Origin of the sequence: Paenibacillus sp. FSL E2-8871, assembly GCF_038000345.1 — a bacterium.
Classification (GTDB): Bacteria; Bacillota; Bacilli; order Paenibacillales; family Paenibacillaceae; genus Paenibacillus_AQ.
This window is the reverse complement of sequence record NZ_JBBOBV010000001.1, coordinates 3437656-3454496: the sequence shown is the minus strand read 5'-3', so window position 1 is coordinate 3454496 and position 16841 is coordinate 3437656. Positions and strand designations below refer to the sequence as shown.

Annotated in this window: 15 protein-coding genes and 1 pseudogene; 11 read left to right on the top strand and 5 right to left on the bottom strand. The window is 43.7% G+C overall.

Features of this window, described 5'->3' with window-relative positions:
- Nucleotides 1-143: 143 nt before the first annotated feature.
- The gene (locus NYE25_RS15755; RefSeq protein ID WP_341147735.1) at nt 144-1925 is read left to right on the top strand and encodes an ABC transporter ATP-binding protein; all 1782 of its coding nucleotides are present in this window, start codon (nt 144-146) and stop codon (nt 1923-1925) included.
- Nucleotides 1922-3661 carry an ABC transporter ATP-binding protein gene (locus tag NYE25_RS15750; protein ID WP_341146346.1) on the top strand — a complete coding sequence of 580 codons (1740 nt, stop codon included), beginning with the start codon at nt 1922-1924 and terminating at the stop codon, nt 3659-3661. The genes NYE25_RS15755 and NYE25_RS15750 overlap by 4 nt, the downstream gene beginning before the upstream one ends.
- A 235-nt stretch (nt 3662-3896) precedes the next feature.
- Here the strand turns inward: NYE25_RS15750 and NYE25_RS15745 are convergent, their stop codons facing one another.
- The 3 genes from NYE25_RS15745 to NYE25_RS15735 form a co-directional block, all read right to left on the bottom strand.
- Nucleotides 3897-5066 (bottom strand): DUF4179 domain-containing protein, encoded by a 1170-nt coding sequence (locus NYE25_RS15745; RefSeq protein WP_341146345.1) that lies wholly within the window; start codon nt 5064-5066, stop codon nt 3897-3899.
- Nucleotides 5053-5586, bottom strand: a complete 534-nt coding sequence (locus NYE25_RS15740; RefSeq protein WP_076119439.1) for an RNA polymerase sigma factor — start codon at nt 5584-5586, stop codon at nt 5053-5055. The genes NYE25_RS15745 and NYE25_RS15740 overlap by 14 nt, the downstream gene beginning before the upstream one ends.
- Nucleotides 5587-5869: 283 nt before the next feature.
- Entirely contained in the window at nt 5870-6913 is a 1044-nt protein-coding gene (locus tag NYE25_RS15735; RefSeq protein WP_341146344.1) for a helix-turn-helix domain-containing protein, read from the bottom strand.
- Nucleotides 6914-7184: 271 nt separating this feature from the next.
- Between NYE25_RS15735 and NYE25_RS15730 the strand changes: the two are divergent.
- The 5 genes and pseudogenes from NYE25_RS15730 to NYE25_RS15710 form a co-directional block, all read left to right on the top strand.
- Nucleotides 7185-7372 (top strand): annotated as a pseudogene (locus NYE25_RS15730) (alpha/beta hydrolase); the annotation flags it as partial.
- Nucleotides 7373-7963: 591 nt separating this feature from the next.
- A complete protein-coding gene (locus NYE25_RS15725; protein WP_341146343.1) occupies nt 7964-8608 on the top strand; it encodes a hypothetical protein in 645 nt (214 codons plus the stop codon).
- Nucleotides 8609-8758: 150 nt separating this feature from the next.
- Nucleotides 8759-9316 carry an RNA polymerase sigma factor gene (locus tag NYE25_RS15720; RefSeq protein ID WP_341146342.1) on the top strand — a complete coding sequence of 186 codons (558 nt, stop codon included), beginning with the start codon at nt 8759-8761 and terminating at the stop codon, nt 9314-9316.
- Nucleotides 9313-10260 carry a hypothetical protein gene (locus tag NYE25_RS15715; RefSeq protein ID WP_341146341.1) on the top strand — a complete coding sequence of 316 codons (948 nt, stop codon included), beginning with the start codon at nt 9313-9315 and terminating at the stop codon, nt 10258-10260. The genes NYE25_RS15720 and NYE25_RS15715 overlap by 4 nt, the downstream gene beginning before the upstream one ends.
- 103 nt (nt 10261-10363) lie before the next feature.
- On the top strand, nt 10364-10687 hold the full coding sequence (locus NYE25_RS15710; protein WP_076300430.1) for a hypothetical protein: 324 nt from the start codon (nt 10364-10366) through the stop codon (nt 10685-10687).
- A gap of 89 nt (nt 10688-10776) precedes the next feature.
- On the opposite strand, the gene NYE25_RS15705 is transcribed toward NYE25_RS15710, so the two are convergent.
- A complete protein-coding gene (locus tag NYE25_RS15705) occupies nt 10777-11475 on the bottom strand; it encodes a YheC/YheD family protein (protein ID WP_341146340.1) in 699 nt (232 codons plus the stop codon).
- Nucleotides 11476-11736: 261 nt separating this feature from the next.
- On the opposite strand from NYE25_RS15705, the gene NYE25_RS15700 reads away from it, so the two are divergent.
- On the top strand, nt 11737-12138 hold the full coding sequence (locus NYE25_RS15700; protein WP_339243375.1) for a collagen-like protein: 402 nt from the start codon (nt 11737-11739) through the stop codon (nt 12136-12138).
- 50 nt (nt 12139-12188) lie between these two features.
- On the opposite strand, the gene NYE25_RS15695 is transcribed toward NYE25_RS15700, so the two are convergent.
- Nucleotides 12189-12881, bottom strand: coding sequence for a DUF421 domain-containing protein (locus NYE25_RS15695; RefSeq protein WP_341147734.1), 693 nt, complete (start codon nt 12879-12881; stop codon nt 12189-12191).
- A 547-nt stretch (nt 12882-13428) separates the two neighbouring features.
- Between NYE25_RS15695 and NYE25_RS15690 the strand changes: the two genes are divergently transcribed.
- From NYE25_RS15690 to ltrA, 3 genes are all read left to right on the top strand, one after another.
- A complete protein-coding gene (locus tag NYE25_RS15690; protein WP_076286012.1) occupies nt 13429-13809 on the top strand; it encodes a FlxA-like family protein in 381 nt (126 codons plus the stop codon).
- A gap of 188 nt (nt 13810-13997) precedes the next feature.
- Nucleotides 13998-14870 carry an AraC family transcriptional regulator gene (locus NYE25_RS15685; protein WP_341146339.1) on the top strand — a complete coding sequence of 291 codons (873 nt, stop codon included), beginning with the start codon at nt 13998-14000 and terminating at the stop codon, nt 14868-14870.
- A 602-nt stretch (nt 14871-15472) separates the two neighbouring features.
- Nucleotides 15473-16765: a group II intron reverse transcriptase/maturase gene (ltrA, locus tag NYE25_RS15680; protein WP_341144791.1), complete on the top strand. Its 1293-nt coding sequence runs from the start codon at nt 15473-15475 to the stop codon at nt 16763-16765.
- Nucleotides 16766-16841 lie beyond the last annotated feature (76 nt).

Here is a 16841-nt window from a genome sequence, read left to right as displayed (position 1 = left end):
TTGGTTGATTATAATCCCGGAAACGGTAGCAACCAGGAAGAGCGTTCCTATACACTAGTGCACAGAGAATCATTCTCAGTGCACTTTTTTTGTGCGTAATTATAAAGAGTGGGGGAACAGCTGTGAGTAAAACCAAAACTGGCATGTCGAGACTGTTGGAGATTGCCGGAGAGAAGCGAGGCCTGCTGATCCTGTCTGGTGTATTGTCATCGGTCAGCGCCGTGCTAATGCTGGTACCATTTTTATCAGTTTATTTCATCTTGGCCGAGCTACTGCGGCATGCAGCATCTCCTGGACAGGTTGACGGTGATGCAATGATCCGCTGGGGATGGATTGCACTCGGCGGCTTGGTTGGAGGGTTGGTGACCTCATATTGCGGTATTATGTGTTCGCATATTGCGGCTTTTCGTATTCAATATAATCTGCGTGTGCGAATGACCGAACATCTAGGCAGATTGCCGCTCGGCTTCCTGAATGGAACTTCGACCGGCGCAGTGAAGAAGACGCTGGAACAGAATGTTGACAAGGTGGAAAATTTCGTAGCGCATCAGCTCCCTGATCTGGTCAGCGCGCTGGCGTCTACGGTGCTGATGATTGTGGCGATGTTCTGGCTGAGTCCGCCGTTAGCTGTTGCCTGTCTTCTACCGATCCTCATAGGAATGGTTGTGCAGTCAGCACTTATGATGAGCAGTAAGGGAAAAACCAGTGTGAAGCAGTATCATGATTCTTTGGAGCAGATCAATGCTTCGGCGGTGCAGTATGTGCGGGGGATGCCAGCGGTGAAGGTGTTCGGGCAGACGGTGCATTCCTTCCGAAAGTTCTACAGTGATATGACCAGATACCGTGATTATTGTCTGGAGTTTACGGACCGTTATCAGTCAGGTTATGTTCTATTCAAAACATTGCTGGCCTCCTCGTTTACCTTTATTTTACCGGTGGGTGTTTTTATGCTAAGCGGTCAGCCGGATTCCATGTCCTTTGCGCTTGTGTTGCTGTTCTTTCTAATTATGGCACCAGGCGTATCATCTCCGCTCTATAAGCTACTTATGCTGGCTTCGAGCACCCGGGATATCGGCGAAGGCGTAGAGCGGATGGATCGTCTTTTGGCACAGCAGCCTGTACCAGAAATAGCAAAGCCGCTATCACCGCAAGCTTTCGACGTTGAATTTATGGACGTAACCTTCTCCTACAGTGAAGAAGAGGGGGCTGCGGCTGCGCTTAGCGAGGTCTCTTTCCGGGCAGTACAAGGGAAGGTTACAGCGCTGGTTGGACCGTCAGGATCAGGTAAATCGACGGTGGCCAGCTTGGTGCCGCGGTTCTGGGACCCGCAAGAGGGTGCGATCCGTATCGGTGGAGTGGATATCCGTCATATGGCGATTCATGAACTGATGAATACAGTTGCCTTTGTATTTCAGGAGACCTTCCTGTTCTATGACACTTTGTATGAGAATATTGCCGTCGGCAAACCGGGAGCCACGCTGGGTGAAGTCCAGGCTGCAGCAAGAGCTGCGCAATGCGACGAGTTCATCTCTCGGCTTCCGCAGGGATACGATACGTTAATCGGTGAAGGTGGCGTCTATCTCTCCGGTGGTGAAGAGCAGCGTATTGCGGTAGCCCGGGCTATCCTCAAAAATGCACCGGTACTTGTACTCGACGAAGCGACTGCTTTTGCCGACCCGGAAAATGAGCATCACATGCAGCTGGCACTAACGGAGCTTATGCGCGGGAAGACGGTTATTGTTATTGCTCACAGACTCTCCTCTATTCGTGAAGCCGCACAAATTCTGGTACTGCGAGATGGGCAAATCGTGGAGCGCGGAGATCACGATAGTTTAATTGATCTCGATGGACTTTACACTCAAATGTGGCATGCCTACAGTGACGCTGGAGATTGGCATTTGGAAAAAGGAGGGGAACAGCTATGAAGGTATTGCACAATATTACTGCTGGCAAACCGCAGCAGCTGCTGAAGCCTGTACTTTTTTCCTTACTGGCTAACATAGTTAGTGTGCTTCCGTTTGCGCTTGTAATTGAGGCGGTGAGGTTGATTTTTGCTCCTTATATTACGGTGGGTGCAGAGCTTCAGATAGAACGGCTTTGGTGGATTTGCGCGGGACTAGCCGCTGTTATGGTGCTGATGTTCCTGAGTGAGATCCCCGCATACCGCACTGCATACCGCGGGGCTTACAATGTTGCGGCACAGGGACGGGCGGAATTAGCAGAACATCTGCGTAAGCTTCCGCTAGGCTACCTGACGCGCCGGGATCCTGGTGATTTGGCCAATATGATGATGGGCGATTTCACGCTGGTTGAGACAGGAATTTCACATCTGCTGCCACAGCTTGCAGGGGCTTTTGTACTGCCGATATTCGCACTTGCGGGTTTACTATTCCTCGACTGGCGGATGGCGCTTTCCATGTTCGTGGCACTGCCGGTTGCCCTCCTAATTATGTACCTGTCAGGCAGACTGCGGCGCAGATTAGGGACGAATCATATGAAAGCTAAACTGAACGCCGCGAATCGGCTACAGGAGTATTTGAATGGTATTCGGGTGATGAAAGCCTACAACCTGACGGGAGAACGCTTTGTCCGTCTGGATAGCTCTTTTCGAACTTTGATGAAGGAAAGTGTGAAGCTTGAAGGGATATTCGGACCGGTCATTCTAACGGCTATGGCTCTTCTTCGTGCGGGTCTGACCTTGATGGTATACGTAGGTGTGCATCTATTGTTAGGCGGGGAGCTCGGTATTTTGCAGCTGGCGGTATTCCTTATTGTCGGCACACGCATCTATGATCCACTGACGACGGCGCTCGCCAACTATGCTGAATTCCGGTACAACGAACAAGCGGGTGAACGCATCGTAGACCTGCTTCGCCAGCCGGTAATGACAGGGACTACAGCTCCACTTCCCGAGAGCAGTACCATCCGCTTTGACAAAGTTACCTTCAGCTATGGAGGTGAGCCTGTTCTCAAACAATTAAGCATAGAAATGCCGCAAGGTTCATTAACTGCAATCGTGGGTCCCTCCGGCAGCGGAAAGAGTACAGTGCTGCGTTTGATCTCGCGTTTCTATGATCCTGACGAAGGAAGTGTTCTGCTAGGCGGACGCAATATTAAAGATATTGATCCAGAACATTTGCTAGGGTCTGTGTCGGTTGTGTTTCAGGATGTGTACCTGTTCCAAGATACCATTGGAAACAACATTGCCTTTGGACGGCCGGGCGCGTCGCAGCAGGATATTCAACAAGCAGCAGAAATGGCCCGTTGCCATGATTTCATTATGAAATTACCGCTAGGTTATGACACGCCGGTAGGCGAGGGTGGCAGTACGCTTTCCGGAGGGGAGAAGCAGCGGATCTCTATTGCTCGTGCGATTCTTAAGAACGCTCCGATTGTATTGCTGGATGAGGCTACTGCATCGCTTGACCCGCAGAATGAAGCCGAAATCCAGAAGGGAATTGATGCGCTGATTACGGGCAGAACCGTTATTGTTATCGCGCATCGGCTGAAAACCATACGAGGTGCAGACAACATTATTGTGCTGGAAGATGGCCGACTGGTGGAGCAGGGACGGCATGAAGCTTTACTACTACGAGGCGGATTGTACGACCGTCTCTGGAAGCTGCAGCAGCAATCCGTCGGATTCCGCATCACATCATAGGAAATGTCATTCACATTTTTAGGAGGGCAAACGTATGGCTATCACAAAGGATGAATCTAACTGGCCGATTATAAGCCTAAGTCTGAGAGTGATAAGGAAATGAGCCGTGCGGACAAAATATCGCAGCTGGCTTCAGCTAAATAAATTACAAAAGACGAAGCCCATTATGGCTTCGTCTTTTGTAGTTTTGCATACCCTTTTCATCCTAGAAAATAAGGTCCCTTTTACAAATGAACTATTGCACCGAAAATACAGTCTCCAGCTCAGGGATATATTCCTTGACCATATTGTTGTCTTCCCACAGTCCTTCAGTCCCAGCCGGGGCTTGACCTTCGGAAACGACTAAGTACGGTTTGATGGTTACGGTACTCGGTATAGTCTTGAAGGGTTCAAAACGAACATTATAAGATTCGCTTACGGGGTGAGCACCGATAGGCTTCAGTTGAACACCACGTTCATCCACAATGTCAAACTGAAGAGCGATGACGCCCCCGTTAGCACCCTTATATTTCGAAGGAATAGAAGCGAGCATTTCTTCTTTGCTCTGGCCCGGTTTGGTTTTGTACTCAATGGATAACTGCGTTGTGATTGGGGTGATTTCCACCTTACTGATCTGCAAGTTAATGTTATCGTGATGCTTGGTCTCCTCTGAAGTTAGTGCGGTAACGGGCGTTGATCTTGTAACAGGCAGAACGAATTGGAACGGGACATCGTAACCCTTTAACGTTACATTTACAGTCAAGTCAAACTGATCAGGGAACTGGACAGTCTGTATTGTTGTGCTCGGCTCATAATAAGTGTTCAAAACCTGAACCATTATGCTGGAAGCAGTCTCACCGTCCATATGTTCGTAACTCCAGAGCAGAGGTTGGCCTTTATAGAGAACCTCAAACTTATCCACCGCTCCTTTATTGGCATCTGAAGGCGGCGAATTGGGCTCCGAAGCCAGACTGTTTCCAGGAGTGGTTATGTTCATAAGAATTCGGGTCCCGTCAAATAACAATGTTGGAATATTCATAGTCACATCCCCATGGGTCACGCTTTGGTTTATGTTTGTGATTAAATCCTCGGCTTGTTGAACACCGGGATCTCCGTTGTTTTCGCCCCATAATGAATAGATTTGTCCCAAAACCGGAATTTGCTTGAGTGCATCAGCCATTGCGGGCGATACAAAGCCGGAAGCAAGGACTGTAACTCCAAGAATTGCAGCGGCTGCAGTGGAAATCAACCATTTATTAAAAGTTTTAGATACATTTTTCTTTTTCTGAACGGGGGAAATGGAATTATCGGTTTCCCTGATGATTTGGTAAGTCTCATTCAGTTTGGAGCGGGCAATATCCGATAACTGATCGGGAAGCAGGCTTTGGCAGTTTTTTAATTGTTCTTCTAACTTAGTGTTTACCATGTCGCAACTCCATTTCTTGATTGAATTGAGATAAATGCTTTAGCTTTTTGCGGGCGCGATGCAGCCGGGTCTTCACGGCTACCGTAGAAATTTCGAGAATGTCGGAAATTTGACTGATCGGCATGTCCTGTAGGTAATGAAGGTGAATGACAATCCGTAGATTCTCCTCAAGATGTTGAACGGCATCCCATATTTCGATTTTCTCATAATCCTTGGAAATGGAAGGGACTTCGGGAAGCTCTCCATAAGGGAGGGCTCTTGAGTTGTTTTTGATCATTTTGTTGCATTCATTAATCAGAATCCGGAAGATCCACGTTTTGAAAAAAGCGGGCTCTCTGAGTGTATGGATGGACCTAAAGGCTTTAAGCATCGTCTCTTGCAGGGCATCTGCACAATCTTCTTCTTTGTTGACGATGGACCTTGCAGTTCTATACAGAGGTAACTCTATCTCTTGCATCAACTGCACGAATGCTTCAGAGTCCCCAGCTTTGGCTTTGACGACAATAGGATTAATATGCAAAGATTTACCTGCTTTCTTGACTAAAAGTCTTAGGATGTTCGTAACGTTACTTAAATATTAGATCGGGTAGGTAGCTAGAAGGTTACAACGAAAGTAAACCTAAGATATCTGAGGATTGCACCGCTTGGGAAAATCAGCACACACGGGATTCTCCAAGCATTCTGGGTTTACAAAAATAATGTAGTATCTGGTGGGGCAGTTTTGCTTACTAAAAGCAAAAGCCCCCTCCGCCGTTTTGGCGGAAAGGACCAGTCGTACATGTTATTTGGTATTTTTAATAATGTTAGGTTTGTTTATTCAGCATTATCTTTAAATTTTCTATTTCTCTCTTATAAAAATCAACGGTCTTACCCTCTGTGACTCTCCAGTCCCTTTCTAGTAGCTCAATTATTTCGTGATGCTTTTCAATAGACTTATCATATTCCCCTTTTATTATATATATATGAGAAATAGCTTCAAATGCATCTGTATACTTTGGACTTGGCTGTAGTTCGTAACCTTTGGAATAGTATTCTATAGCTTCGTCGTACCTGCAAAGTTTAGCCATACAGTCTCCTCTGGAGGACCATGCAAGCCAATCCTCAGGATACAAATCAGTCATTTGCTCCCAGAGAGCCAGCGCCTGAGAAAGGTTACCCTCTTCCTTGCATATCAGCCCTCCATATTTTTGATATAAATGACCAGGATGGATTTGGTTCAATTGTTCCAGAATTTCTTTTGCTTCAATACATCTGCCGTCTGCGATTAAGTAGTTCATAAGCCAAACATAAGCCTGCCAGTAATCCGGGTGATTTGGCACGAAATTCTTATAATACGCAATGAGTTTATGGTGATTTGAAAAGTTCCAATCAAAAATGATTCCATTCTCCGCATCTCGCAAAGCATTATGATTACTTTTGCTGTCCGGAGCTAGTAGCAGTGCATCCTTGGCATAATGGGAAGCCAATTCACGGTGCTCATCTGAACGATGAATGTGTAACTGAGCTAGCAGGGTGAGACATGAGGACTTTTTTTGCGCATCATTTAGTTTTCCTTTTAAAAATTGATCAGCATAGTTAAAGTCGTCTTCAGATATAAAATGTTCAGTACTAATCATATTTCCAATTCGTTCTAAATGGATATCATCGGTTAATGCAAATAATTCATCAATTGTAACACCAAAAATCACGGATAAATCAGGAAGAATTTGAATATCAGGCATGGTTACATTATTTTCCCACTTAGATACTGCTTGGGATGACAGATTTAGTTTTGCTGCAAGTTCTTCCTGAGTTAGTCCTTTTTGTAATCGTAGTGTTTTGATTTTTTTTCCTATCTCAATATTCATTTGGATAACCTCCAATTTGTATCATTTCGACTAGTCAATTGAATTATAACTTTTAGTATAAAATATCCTCAATGACCGCTTGGTTAAGCGAATTAACCTATCAGGTTACCTTGGTAGGACGTTGGTTCAATTTATAAGAAGGGCCATCCTTTGACGGATGGCCCTAAAACTTACCGATATAGACAGTGCGGTGAATCGTATCATAAGTATCATCAGCTTAATAACGTGAGGCCATCACGATATTCTTCTCCAGTAATTCTCCCACCTGTTCATTGTAGGTGATAAACAAGGTGCATTTGGTTCATACAAAGATGGTCAGGAGCTGTATAATAGAGCGGCGTCAACGAAAAAGGACTTGTTCATTCTTGAAAATGTAAGCACTATGACCTATACGATCAACCAGAACCAGTTAGACAAGCTGTTGAAAAACTGAATGCCTTTTATAATGAAAATCTTTAAAAATAAATGAAACAAAGTAAACACCTTACGTTGAAGTACGGGTATTATATACCTTTAAATCAACGTGGAGGTGTTTTCTCTCGTTATGCCATTGCTTTTCAAATAAAATAGGTGATGAAATATACGGTATAAGCAGGAAAAATAAAGCCTATTTGTCGATCAAATATTTTCATTTGAAGAAGCTCAAAAGGTGATGGAGTATTCTGAATCGGGAAATAAAAGTCTCATAGAAGTTACGCAATCATTGTAGAGGATCATTAAAGACACTTCTATTAGAAATATTAAATAGTAAAATATACCATATGTAAACAATGACTGTTGGATGTGATTATACTGGAAAAGATAAGACTGCGCGCTGCTGTCTTATTCATTTGAAAAGGGTTCTATTTCACTAGTTAAGTTTGAGAACGATAATCTTGATGGTGTGCATTATACGCTAATAGGACTACCAACGCGTAGAATATAACTACTTGTGCCAAGAAAGGAGAATATCGATGTGTTTTCACTGTTATAGGAAGATAAGAATCCGCCACCTCTCCGAAACCAACGTGTTAAAGTAAGATACTACACAAAACATATGGGGTGTACCGGATGAAGATAAATAATAATTATTTGAAGGAACAATTAAAACATGTTTACTGGCTTAATGGGGGGCCTTGTGCTGGGAAGACTACCATGACCAAGAAATTTGTAGAGGAGCTAGGCTTTCAAACATTGGGGGATGATGTCTTAAAATACAGACCATTCACTAGTCCTGTTGAATACCCTGCCCTTCAATTTCCTAATCCTGATTTGGATTGGAATAAGTGGTTCAATAAACCCGTAGATGAGCATTGCGAGTGGCTATTTCAAATCGTCGAAGAGATGATGGACTTCTTTATCATTGATTTGTTAACAATTCCTAATAATAAACCAATTATAATAGATTTAGGAATAATGCCTGAACGTATACTACCGTTTATTTCAAAAGAGAGAATGATTTGTTTTTATACGTCCGATGAAGAGATAGAGAGATTATATTACTTTAGAGAAGATCATAAGATGATTTTAGATTGTATTAACGCCTACACGATAAATCCAGAAGAAACGATTAAACACGGTAACAAATCTATGGTTAAGTTCTCCAATGAGATTAAGACTGCTTGTAATAAAATGGGAATCAGAACCGTTGAAAGAATACCAAGTATGAGCGTGGAAGAACAATATAGGTTAGTTAGAGAACATTTTGGATTGTAGAGATGACCAAAAGGCAGATCTATTACAAAGACCCCTTCCTTGTTTAGGAGGGGGTTGTCTTTATATATTGGTGTAAATTTTAATATAAGTGCAACCCATCCTAAGAATTCTCTACTATATAGATAAGAGTGTTTAAAAGGAGAAAAACGAATGGAAGACCAAGGAATAATCCACCTATACTTACAGCGTTCACAGCAAGCCATTTTAGAGACTAAAAATAAATATGGGGCTTACTGCAGAGTCATTGCAAGAAACATTATTTCAAATTTCTCGGATGTTGAAGAGTGTGAGAACGATACATACTTAGCGGCATGGAATGCGATACCGCCCAATCTGCCTAGGAATTTTTCGGTATTTTTAGGGAGGATCACCCGTAATATTGCGCTTGATAAGTATGGTTATAATACAGCGAAAAAGCGTAATCGTGAGTTTGAAGTCATTCTAACGGAACTAGAAGAATGTCTAGCTTCGCCTGATACTGTAGAAACAGAGTATGAAGAAGGTGAGATCGCAAACTTAATAAATCAATTTTTATATGGCATAGATGAGCAAGCGAGAAACATATTTATTGAAAGGTACTGGTATTCCTATTCAATAGATGAGCTTTCTATGAGATTTAATATGAGTAGTAGTAAAGTGAAATCCATATTATTTAGGACAAGAAATAAACTTCGAGTTCATCTAGACAAAGAGGGGGTTAACCTATGAAAAAAGAAGATTTATTTAAGGAGATCGGACTCATTGATGAAAACTTAATTGAAGCGGCTGGGCACAATGGAACAGAGAAAAGGAAAAAAGGGATTTCTAAAAAGTGGGTTATTTTGGTTGCCTGTCTTGTCCTATATAGTTCAACCGCTTCAGCTTTATTAGCAACAGAATATTATAAAAATCAAAATTCAGAGCCTTACATACGTTATTTAAATGCTGAAGACATGGAGTTAGAGCCTACTACTCAATATGATGCGGAAAAATTTCTACATGCTTTAAAAAGTGATAATAATGAATATGTATATATTGCTATTAATAGGCTGGTAGAAAGCTTTAATGATCCCACGTTGAGAGTAAAAGCGTTAAAAGAACTTCAGCCATTTATAAAAAATGAGAATCAAAAAATCGCTGATGCGGCTGCTTTTGCCGTAGATATTTTGTCAAAAAGTTATCGGAGCCCTTATATTGTTAAGCTAGCAGACGGAAGTATGATATTTACGTTGTTTAATAATTATTCGGATTATGGAAGTCAAAATGTCATTTGGAGAATAAAAGACAATGTGCTTAAAGAATATTTAAGTTTTTCTGCACCATCTATGTATATTACAAAAATTATCCCTTCTCCAAATCATAAGTTAATTGCGATCGTAACATGCTCTAATAAAAGTAATTTCGTTCAAATTAGCAATATTGAAGAGGGAATGACAAGTCCAGAGTTAATAGAATCTGCAAGAGTCAAATATGGTGCACAAAAAGAATTAGATACATGGATTCGCACCGATCATGAGAATTATAGCTATGCTGATAACCTGGTGTGGAAAGACAATGATACATTAGTATTTGAAGGTTCTCTTGCCTACCAGAATACTGAGATTATTGAGAATGTTACTGTGAAGTATCAGTTTAGTAAAAAGATAATAGAAGTAAAAGAGAAGGGGTTGTGACCATCGGATAAACGTACTTTTTTTTCTTGTCCACATTTATACCTTACCAAAACGATGTAATTGCATTTAATGAATAATATCGATAATAAGGGAGGTTTTGAGGATGGGAAATAGAAAAGCTGGCGGTTATGACCCCGTACAGATCTTTAACTCCACATCGTTTAATGCATTTGGAAAAGTTGAATATGCATCCATCTTATGTAGTGATGACAATTATAATGTTCAGCGTGACGAGACTTGGAAAGCTTCTAGCCGTGGAGTCTGTTTGGTGACTAGAATCACTGCAACGGTTAGAACGCCGAGTGGAAATATTCAAGCGGAACCTTATACGTCTTCCGGCACTTCTTACAGCCAGTTTGCCATTATACAGGTAGGGGTAAATAAGTTCCAAGTGACGCGTGTTGTAAGTAACAAAAGACGTAAGTAAAATTGCAAGCGGGGGATTATCAAGGATACGCACCAAACATGAAAAGACGACAGGCCAAAGATAAGAGGCTGGTCGTCTTTTTTCTCGTTTTAATGGTTCTTATACCATAATATTCTGCGATGCATTGAGGAATCTTTCAAGAGCCGGAATGGGCGTAAGTCTGGTTGATAATTGCCTTCAATGATCCAAATCCGGAAGTTTTTGTCGATGCCTATATCGAACCCGACTTGTCTAAGCTTTGGGTAACGCTCTCCCAGTCGTGTGGCTGCCAATAATGCGATCTGTTCCGCTTTGACAAGCAAGCTCCGATCTCCGATTCGGGCTAATTTGAGTGCCTCAAGGACTGGAATGGTGCGGCTAGCCACATTCGTGACTAGATATCCTTGCGCCGCAACTTTCGCGTATGAGCCTGTCACGATCCAAGTGGATGAAGAGCTCTTTTGTCGCTGAACCATTATCCGAATGTCGAATGGCTTGTGTTGAATTTGGGCAAGCTGCAGACGCCTTTGGACAATATATCCACGACCTCTGTTTTTTTTACGGAACAATTTAAGTAACTTATCGCTGTCTGTCATGGTGAAGGCTTTCTTTTCGTTATGAATACGATAGGCGTTTGCACCGTTTCTTTTAATGAACAGGATATCCCTTCCGTAACTCCCGTTGCGGGGTTTCAATACGACGCTTTGATAGTGAAGCAGCATATTCGTTAATGCGTTCTTCTTAAGCAACTGTGTCTCTGGCAGCCGTCCGGCGAGAGAGGAACCTTTGCGAAGGATGCGATATTGCAACCATTTGTCTCTTCTGATTAAAATTAGAATCACAGCCTTTTTTAAACTTCTACGGTAATTCTAAGACAAATTAGGAATCAGCATAAGCGGATATTCGTCCATATTTATGAGCCGAAGCAGGTGAAAAAGGCTTTTAGGCGGCTAAATTTCATTACTGTTCAGCTTCGGCTGGGCGCGGATTATTTATTGGCATTCGCCCAAACACTCTTTCCGCGAATGCATATGATGATTGTGCCTACTCATTGAAAGGAGTGATCATATATGGGATTTTTTCCAACGCCGGGAAGCGGCCAATTCCCAGGGTTTCCGGGTGGACCAGGAGGACCAGGAGGACCGGGTGGACCGGGTGGACCAGGTGGACCAGGTGGATTTCCTGGGACTCCGGGACCTCCAGGAGCTGCACCGGGAGGCGTTCAAGCGCCGACGGCACCTCCACCGCAATTCGTACCGCAAATGTCGGCCACTGCATTTGCCATCGACCCCGGTGCGATCAGAGGCTGTTTGTTCCGCAACACATACATTTGGCTGAACAACGGCGAGCAATTCTGGTTCTTCCCGGTATTCGTCGGGCGTAATTCTGTTGCAGGGTTCAGATGGTTCGGTCTCTTCTGGGGGTACTTCGGTATTGATTTGAATCGGATTCGCTCGTTCACCTGCTTCTAAGGCAGACAGCGAAAGAGAACAGTCTGGGGGCTGTTCTCTTTGAGGGTCTTTTATGGATTTATATCCTGGTATTTGTCGATATACAGACTCCCGTCCAATTGGAGCTCTGCGTAAAATACTTGATCTAAAGAATAAATGTTGGCTTTCTTTAATTGTTGGTTGAGCCAGACAACGGAGACATCTATTTTATTAAGATTCTTTTCTACGATTTTACCATCAACGATAAGCTCAGTTGGGATATTGTGAATAGGTGCAACGTTTACTTTTATATCTTTTTTTGTTGCAGGCAGCAGTTCTTCTTTTATCAACACGCTAAGTTTACCGTCAGGTTCCAGAATTGCAAATTCGACTTCTTCGGGTGAAAAGACATCCTTATTCCGAAGTAACATGCTTAAATCGTCGATGTTGAGGTGCTGCTTAGCTAATGCCTCTTCCAGAATCTTGCCTTGTTTGACGAGAATCGTAGGTTGGCCGTCGAGAATCTCACGTGCTTTGACAGAGCGCAGTCCGATCAATGCAACGCTGAACGCCAAGAGCGACCATAAGACCAAGCTAGATATTCCTTGCAGCAGCGTGATTTGTCTGTTGACGATAATTTCCGCAGTGGTGGAGCCGAAGGTGATCCCTGTTACATAATTGAAAAACGTTAGATGTCCGACTTGTTTTTTACCGAGAAGACGCGTCAAAACTAGTAGAGCAACGAAAGACGTTGCCGTACGAAATAGAATTTCTCCATATGTCATATGCTGAGCCCCTTCTTGCATAACAGATAGTCTTAAAGTGACCCCCATTTTCCTCGCTTATACTTGTTAAGTGAAAGGAATCGAATGAACATGAACGGCTGGACGAACGTTTAGATAGGACATGACGTTGTGTTTTTAGTTAGAAACTGACAAAAAAGTATCCTGACTTTATAATTGTTTTATATATCCAAGTAGTGTCGCTGATCAGGAGGACGGAATGCAATTTCAACCAATGTATTATGACGGGAGATTTATTAAACCCCCTCCTCATTACCTTGGCATGGACAGTTGTGCTAACAGTAGTGTCTGTCATTTTGTATCAGCGGCGGTTGAAGGACGAGTAAGGGAGCTCTGAAGGGACTTTAGCCAGCCTTCGATGGGTCTTTGGTAGGGTCGAAACAAGCGGCCGACTGAGACTATATGACGATTATTCTCTAATTGAGGCTGTGATGTTGTCATGACGGGGCCTGCTGGGTAATAAAGATGATTAGAACTTTCAAATTTGGCTGAATTTGGATTGGGAGCCGAGGAAAGGGAGGGAAAGATCATGGCGGCACAGACAGTATCAGGCATCAGCTCTGTACAGACCATTGCGGCCTACGGCGGTACACAGAGTGATGTCAGTTCCCTGGAGAAACAGCGGAACCGGCTGATGATGGAACTGGATAAAGTGAATGCGGCACAAGGAAGTGAGATGCAGACTCCTTATCGCCGGGAGCAGCTGCAGCGGCAAATCCGGCTGCTGGAGTCCCAACTCGTACAGAAAAGCGGGAGTAGCGCCCCCGTAAATTTTGTACCGGCTTCTCCGCTTCAAGATCACCTCCCCCTCTCGCGGATTGAGTGGAAGGGAGGCCTCAAGGGCATCGGTCTGACCGATCCCCGGACGGCGACGGTGAACTCGGAGGGCCATTTCGACGCGTTAATTTAGGCAAGAGAGAGAAGGTGCGAAAAGCGTCCGGTGATGAACCGGCTTTTCGCACCTCTTTTTTGAATGCGCGGTGAACCGTATCTTAAGTAGCGGCAAGTTTCTCCTAGGTACCCAGCAAAACTGTGCATGAGATGTCGGATGGATGCCGACGATACTTGCTATATTGTTAGTGAAGGGAGGTCATTCGAATGGATTTGCTTGCAAATCTGAACGGGGCTCTACAATACATTGAAGAGAATCTTGCTGATGATATAGACCTGAAGGAAGCGGCTAGGTTGGCTTGTTGTTCCGAATATCATTTTTCTAGAATGTTCTCATTCCTTGCAGGCATCACGCTATCAGAATACATCCGTCGGAGACGCCTAACATCTGCGGCATTTGAGCTTCAAGCTGGAGAATTAAGAGTTATGGATGTGGCGGTGAAATACGGATATAGCTCAGCAGACGCATTTTCTAGAGCTTTCCAAGGCTTGCACGGTATTCCGCCCTCTTCGGTAAAGTTGCATGGCCCTTCATTAAAAGCCTATCCGCGCTTGACCTTTCAATTAACGATTCAAGGGGGAAGTGCAATGAACTATCGTATCATTGAAAAAGAGTCATTCTGTATCGTTGGCATTACGAGAAGGGTACCTATCCAATTTAATGGCGTAAATCCGGAAATCGCATCTATGTGGAAAAGCTTAACTAGCGATGACATCGACCAGCTCAAAAAGCTCTCAAATGTCGAACCTCAGGGACTGATTCAAGCATCGATGAATTTTTCTGAAGAGAGAATGGAAGAAAAGGGAGAACTTGACCATTATGTTGGCGTTGCTACAACCAAGGAATGCCCCGAAAAGTTAACGAAACTAGATGTTCCTGCAGCAACATGGGCTGTATTCGAAGCCGTTGGACCATTTCCCGATACATTGCAAAATGTCTGGGGACGCATCTATTCTGAATGGTTCCCTACCGCTAATTATGAGTTGGCAAGAGGCCCGGAGATTTTATGGAATGAGGGTAAGGATATATCTTCACCCACCTTCAGAAGTGAGATTTGGATACCGGTTTTGAAAAAATAATAAACGGTGATTACTATTGTACTTCTGATTTGTCAGGCCATCCCATAGAAGGATGGCCTTTTTTTGTTGGCGTGCCCAGAGGCACGCATTATCTAGTTGGTGAAAGTCCAACCAAAGGAGGGACCAAGCCACCTTTGTAGCTAGGATGCTTGCGCATGGCGAAATCTGTGTGTAAAAGCGCATCGACAAAAGTACTTATCAGAGATAGGGCGAGCAACAACCTAGGCCGCAACATGAAGTGAATCCTGCCGCGTCGTCAAAAAGGCCCTGCGAAGGGGAGAAGAAGGTGCCGAGTCTCGCAACAGTAGACGAAGGCCAAGGAAGCTGTACAGAACTTGGGTCAACAGTGAAGAACCTTCCGGCGTAAAGGGAACGGCATGGGTTGAAAGATAATGCAGTGAACTGGGGAGACCCTCCCCCACACAGATTTTTTTTTTTTTAGAAGTCCGTAAAAAGGTGCTCTATAAGTTCAAAAGACGAAGTGAACCGCCTGTGGGAAGGGAGTCCGAGGGGCACATAGTACCTAAGAACCTAAAGACAACATAACTTTAGGGAGGGAAGGAGTCCTGCTTTGTTTACGCTCTTAAAGGAGGTACGAGTGAGTGAATGCCAAAAGGCTAACGACACCAAAGGAAAAAGTTCAACAACTCCAGAGAAAGCTATGTCATGCTGCCAAGGAAAACAAGAAACGTAAGTTTCACGCACTATATGACAAAGTGTACCGAGAGGATATCCTTCTAGAAGCATGGCGAAGAGTCCGTGCGAATAAAGGCTCAGCTGGAGTGGATGCAATAACCATTGCAGAAATTGAAAGGCAAGGCGAAGTGGAATTTCTTCAAGAATGTCAGCAAGTTTTACGAGAGGGCAACTACCAACCGCAACCTGTCAGAAGACACTACATCCCGAAAAAGGATGGAAAACAGCGACCTTTAGGAATCCCAACGGTACGAGATCGAGTCATACAGATGGCAACGAAGCTCGTGATTGAACCCATCTTCGAAATGGATTTTCAAGAAGTATCTTTTGGTTTTCGACCAAAAAGAAGTGCCAAACAAGCGCTCGACCGCATCCGGAAAGCCTGTAACCGCAAAGGAAATTGGGTATTAGACGTCGATATCCAAGGTTACTTCGATAACATTAACCAAGAGAAACTCATGAAGTTGGTAGAAATGCGTATCAACGACAGAAGAGTATTGAAGTTAATAAGGAAGTGGCTTAGTGCAGGAGTTATGGAGGAAGGAAGTATCCGTCGGTCAGATTTAGGCACACCACAAGGCGGTGTAATCTCTCCACTACTAGCGAATATTTACTTAAATTATTTCGACTTGGTATGGAAAAAGCACGGAAATGGACTCGGGGAATTAACAAGGTATGCAGATGATTTGGTGATTGTTTGCAAGACGAAGAAAGACGCAGAACAAGCCTACAAGCTTGTCCAAACCATAATGGAGCGACTGGAATTAACCCTGCATCCAACCAAAACGCGAATAGTGGGCATATGGACGGGAGATGAAGGATTCGACTTCTTAGGAATGCACCACCGAAAAACAAAAGCGGAAACCTCGCAAGGAAAAGTATACTTTACAACTCAGCAATGGTTAACGAAGAAGGCAGAAGAACGTATTCGAGAAGTGGTCAAAGAACGATTAGCTCCGCCAAGAATGCGAGTGAGGTCGTTTCAAGAACATGTAGAATGGCTCAACCCGAAAATACAGGGATGGAGAAATTACTACTATACGAACTATAGCCAGAAGAGATTAGCCAAACTGGATTGGTATATTCTACAGAGGTTTGCAAGATGGTACGCCAAGAAAAGACAAAGAAGAAGATGGATAGGGACTTTAAACGAAGTGAAGTTCATTGCCAAACAGTGTGGATTAAAAACATTATTGTAGACCGTATGCGCATGAAAGAAGAACATCGGAAAGCCGTATGAGGGAAAACCTCACGTACGGTTTGATGAGGAGGGGC

Coding starts and splice junctions, on each gene's coding strand:
- NYE25_RS15755 (WP_341147735.1), top strand. CDS start 144: ATGTCGAGACTGTTGGAGATTGCCGGAGAGAAGCGAGGCCTGCTGATC.
- NYE25_RS15750 (WP_341146346.1), top strand. CDS start 1,922: ATGAAGGTATTGCACAATATTACTGCTGGCAAACCGCAGCAGCTGCTG.
- NYE25_RS15745 (WP_341146345.1), bottom strand. CDS start 5,066: ATGGTAAACACTAAGTTAGAAGAACAATTAAAAAACTGCCAAAGCCTG.
- NYE25_RS15735 (WP_341146344.1), bottom strand. CDS start 6,913: ATGAATATTGAGATAGGAAAAAAAATCAAAACACTACGATTACAAAAA.
- NYE25_RS15725 (WP_341146343.1), top strand. CDS start 7,964: ATGAAGATAAATAATAATTATTTGAAGGAACAATTAAAACATGTTTAC.
- NYE25_RS15720 (WP_341146342.1), top strand. CDS start 8,759: ATGGAAGACCAAGGAATAATCCACCTATACTTACAGCGTTCACAGCAA.
- NYE25_RS15715 (WP_341146341.1), top strand. CDS start 9,313: ATGAAAAAAGAAGATTTATTTAAGGAGATCGGACTCATTGATGAAAAC.
- NYE25_RS15710 (WP_076300430.1), top strand. CDS start 10,364: ATGGGAAATAGAAAAGCTGGCGGTTATGACCCCGTACAGATCTTTAAC.
- NYE25_RS15700 (WP_339243375.1), top strand. CDS start 11,737: ATGGGATTTTTTCCAACGCCGGGAAGCGGCCAATTCCCAGGGTTTCCG.
- NYE25_RS15695 (WP_341147734.1), bottom strand. CDS start 12,881: ATGACATATGGAGAAATTCTATTTCGTACGGCAACGTCTTTCGTTGCT.
- NYE25_RS15690 (WP_076286012.1), top strand. CDS start 13,429: ATGGCGGCACAGACAGTATCAGGCATCAGCTCTGTACAGACCATTGCG.
- NYE25_RS15685 (WP_341146339.1), top strand. CDS start 13,998: ATGGATTTGCTTGCAAATCTGAACGGGGCTCTACAATACATTGAAGAG.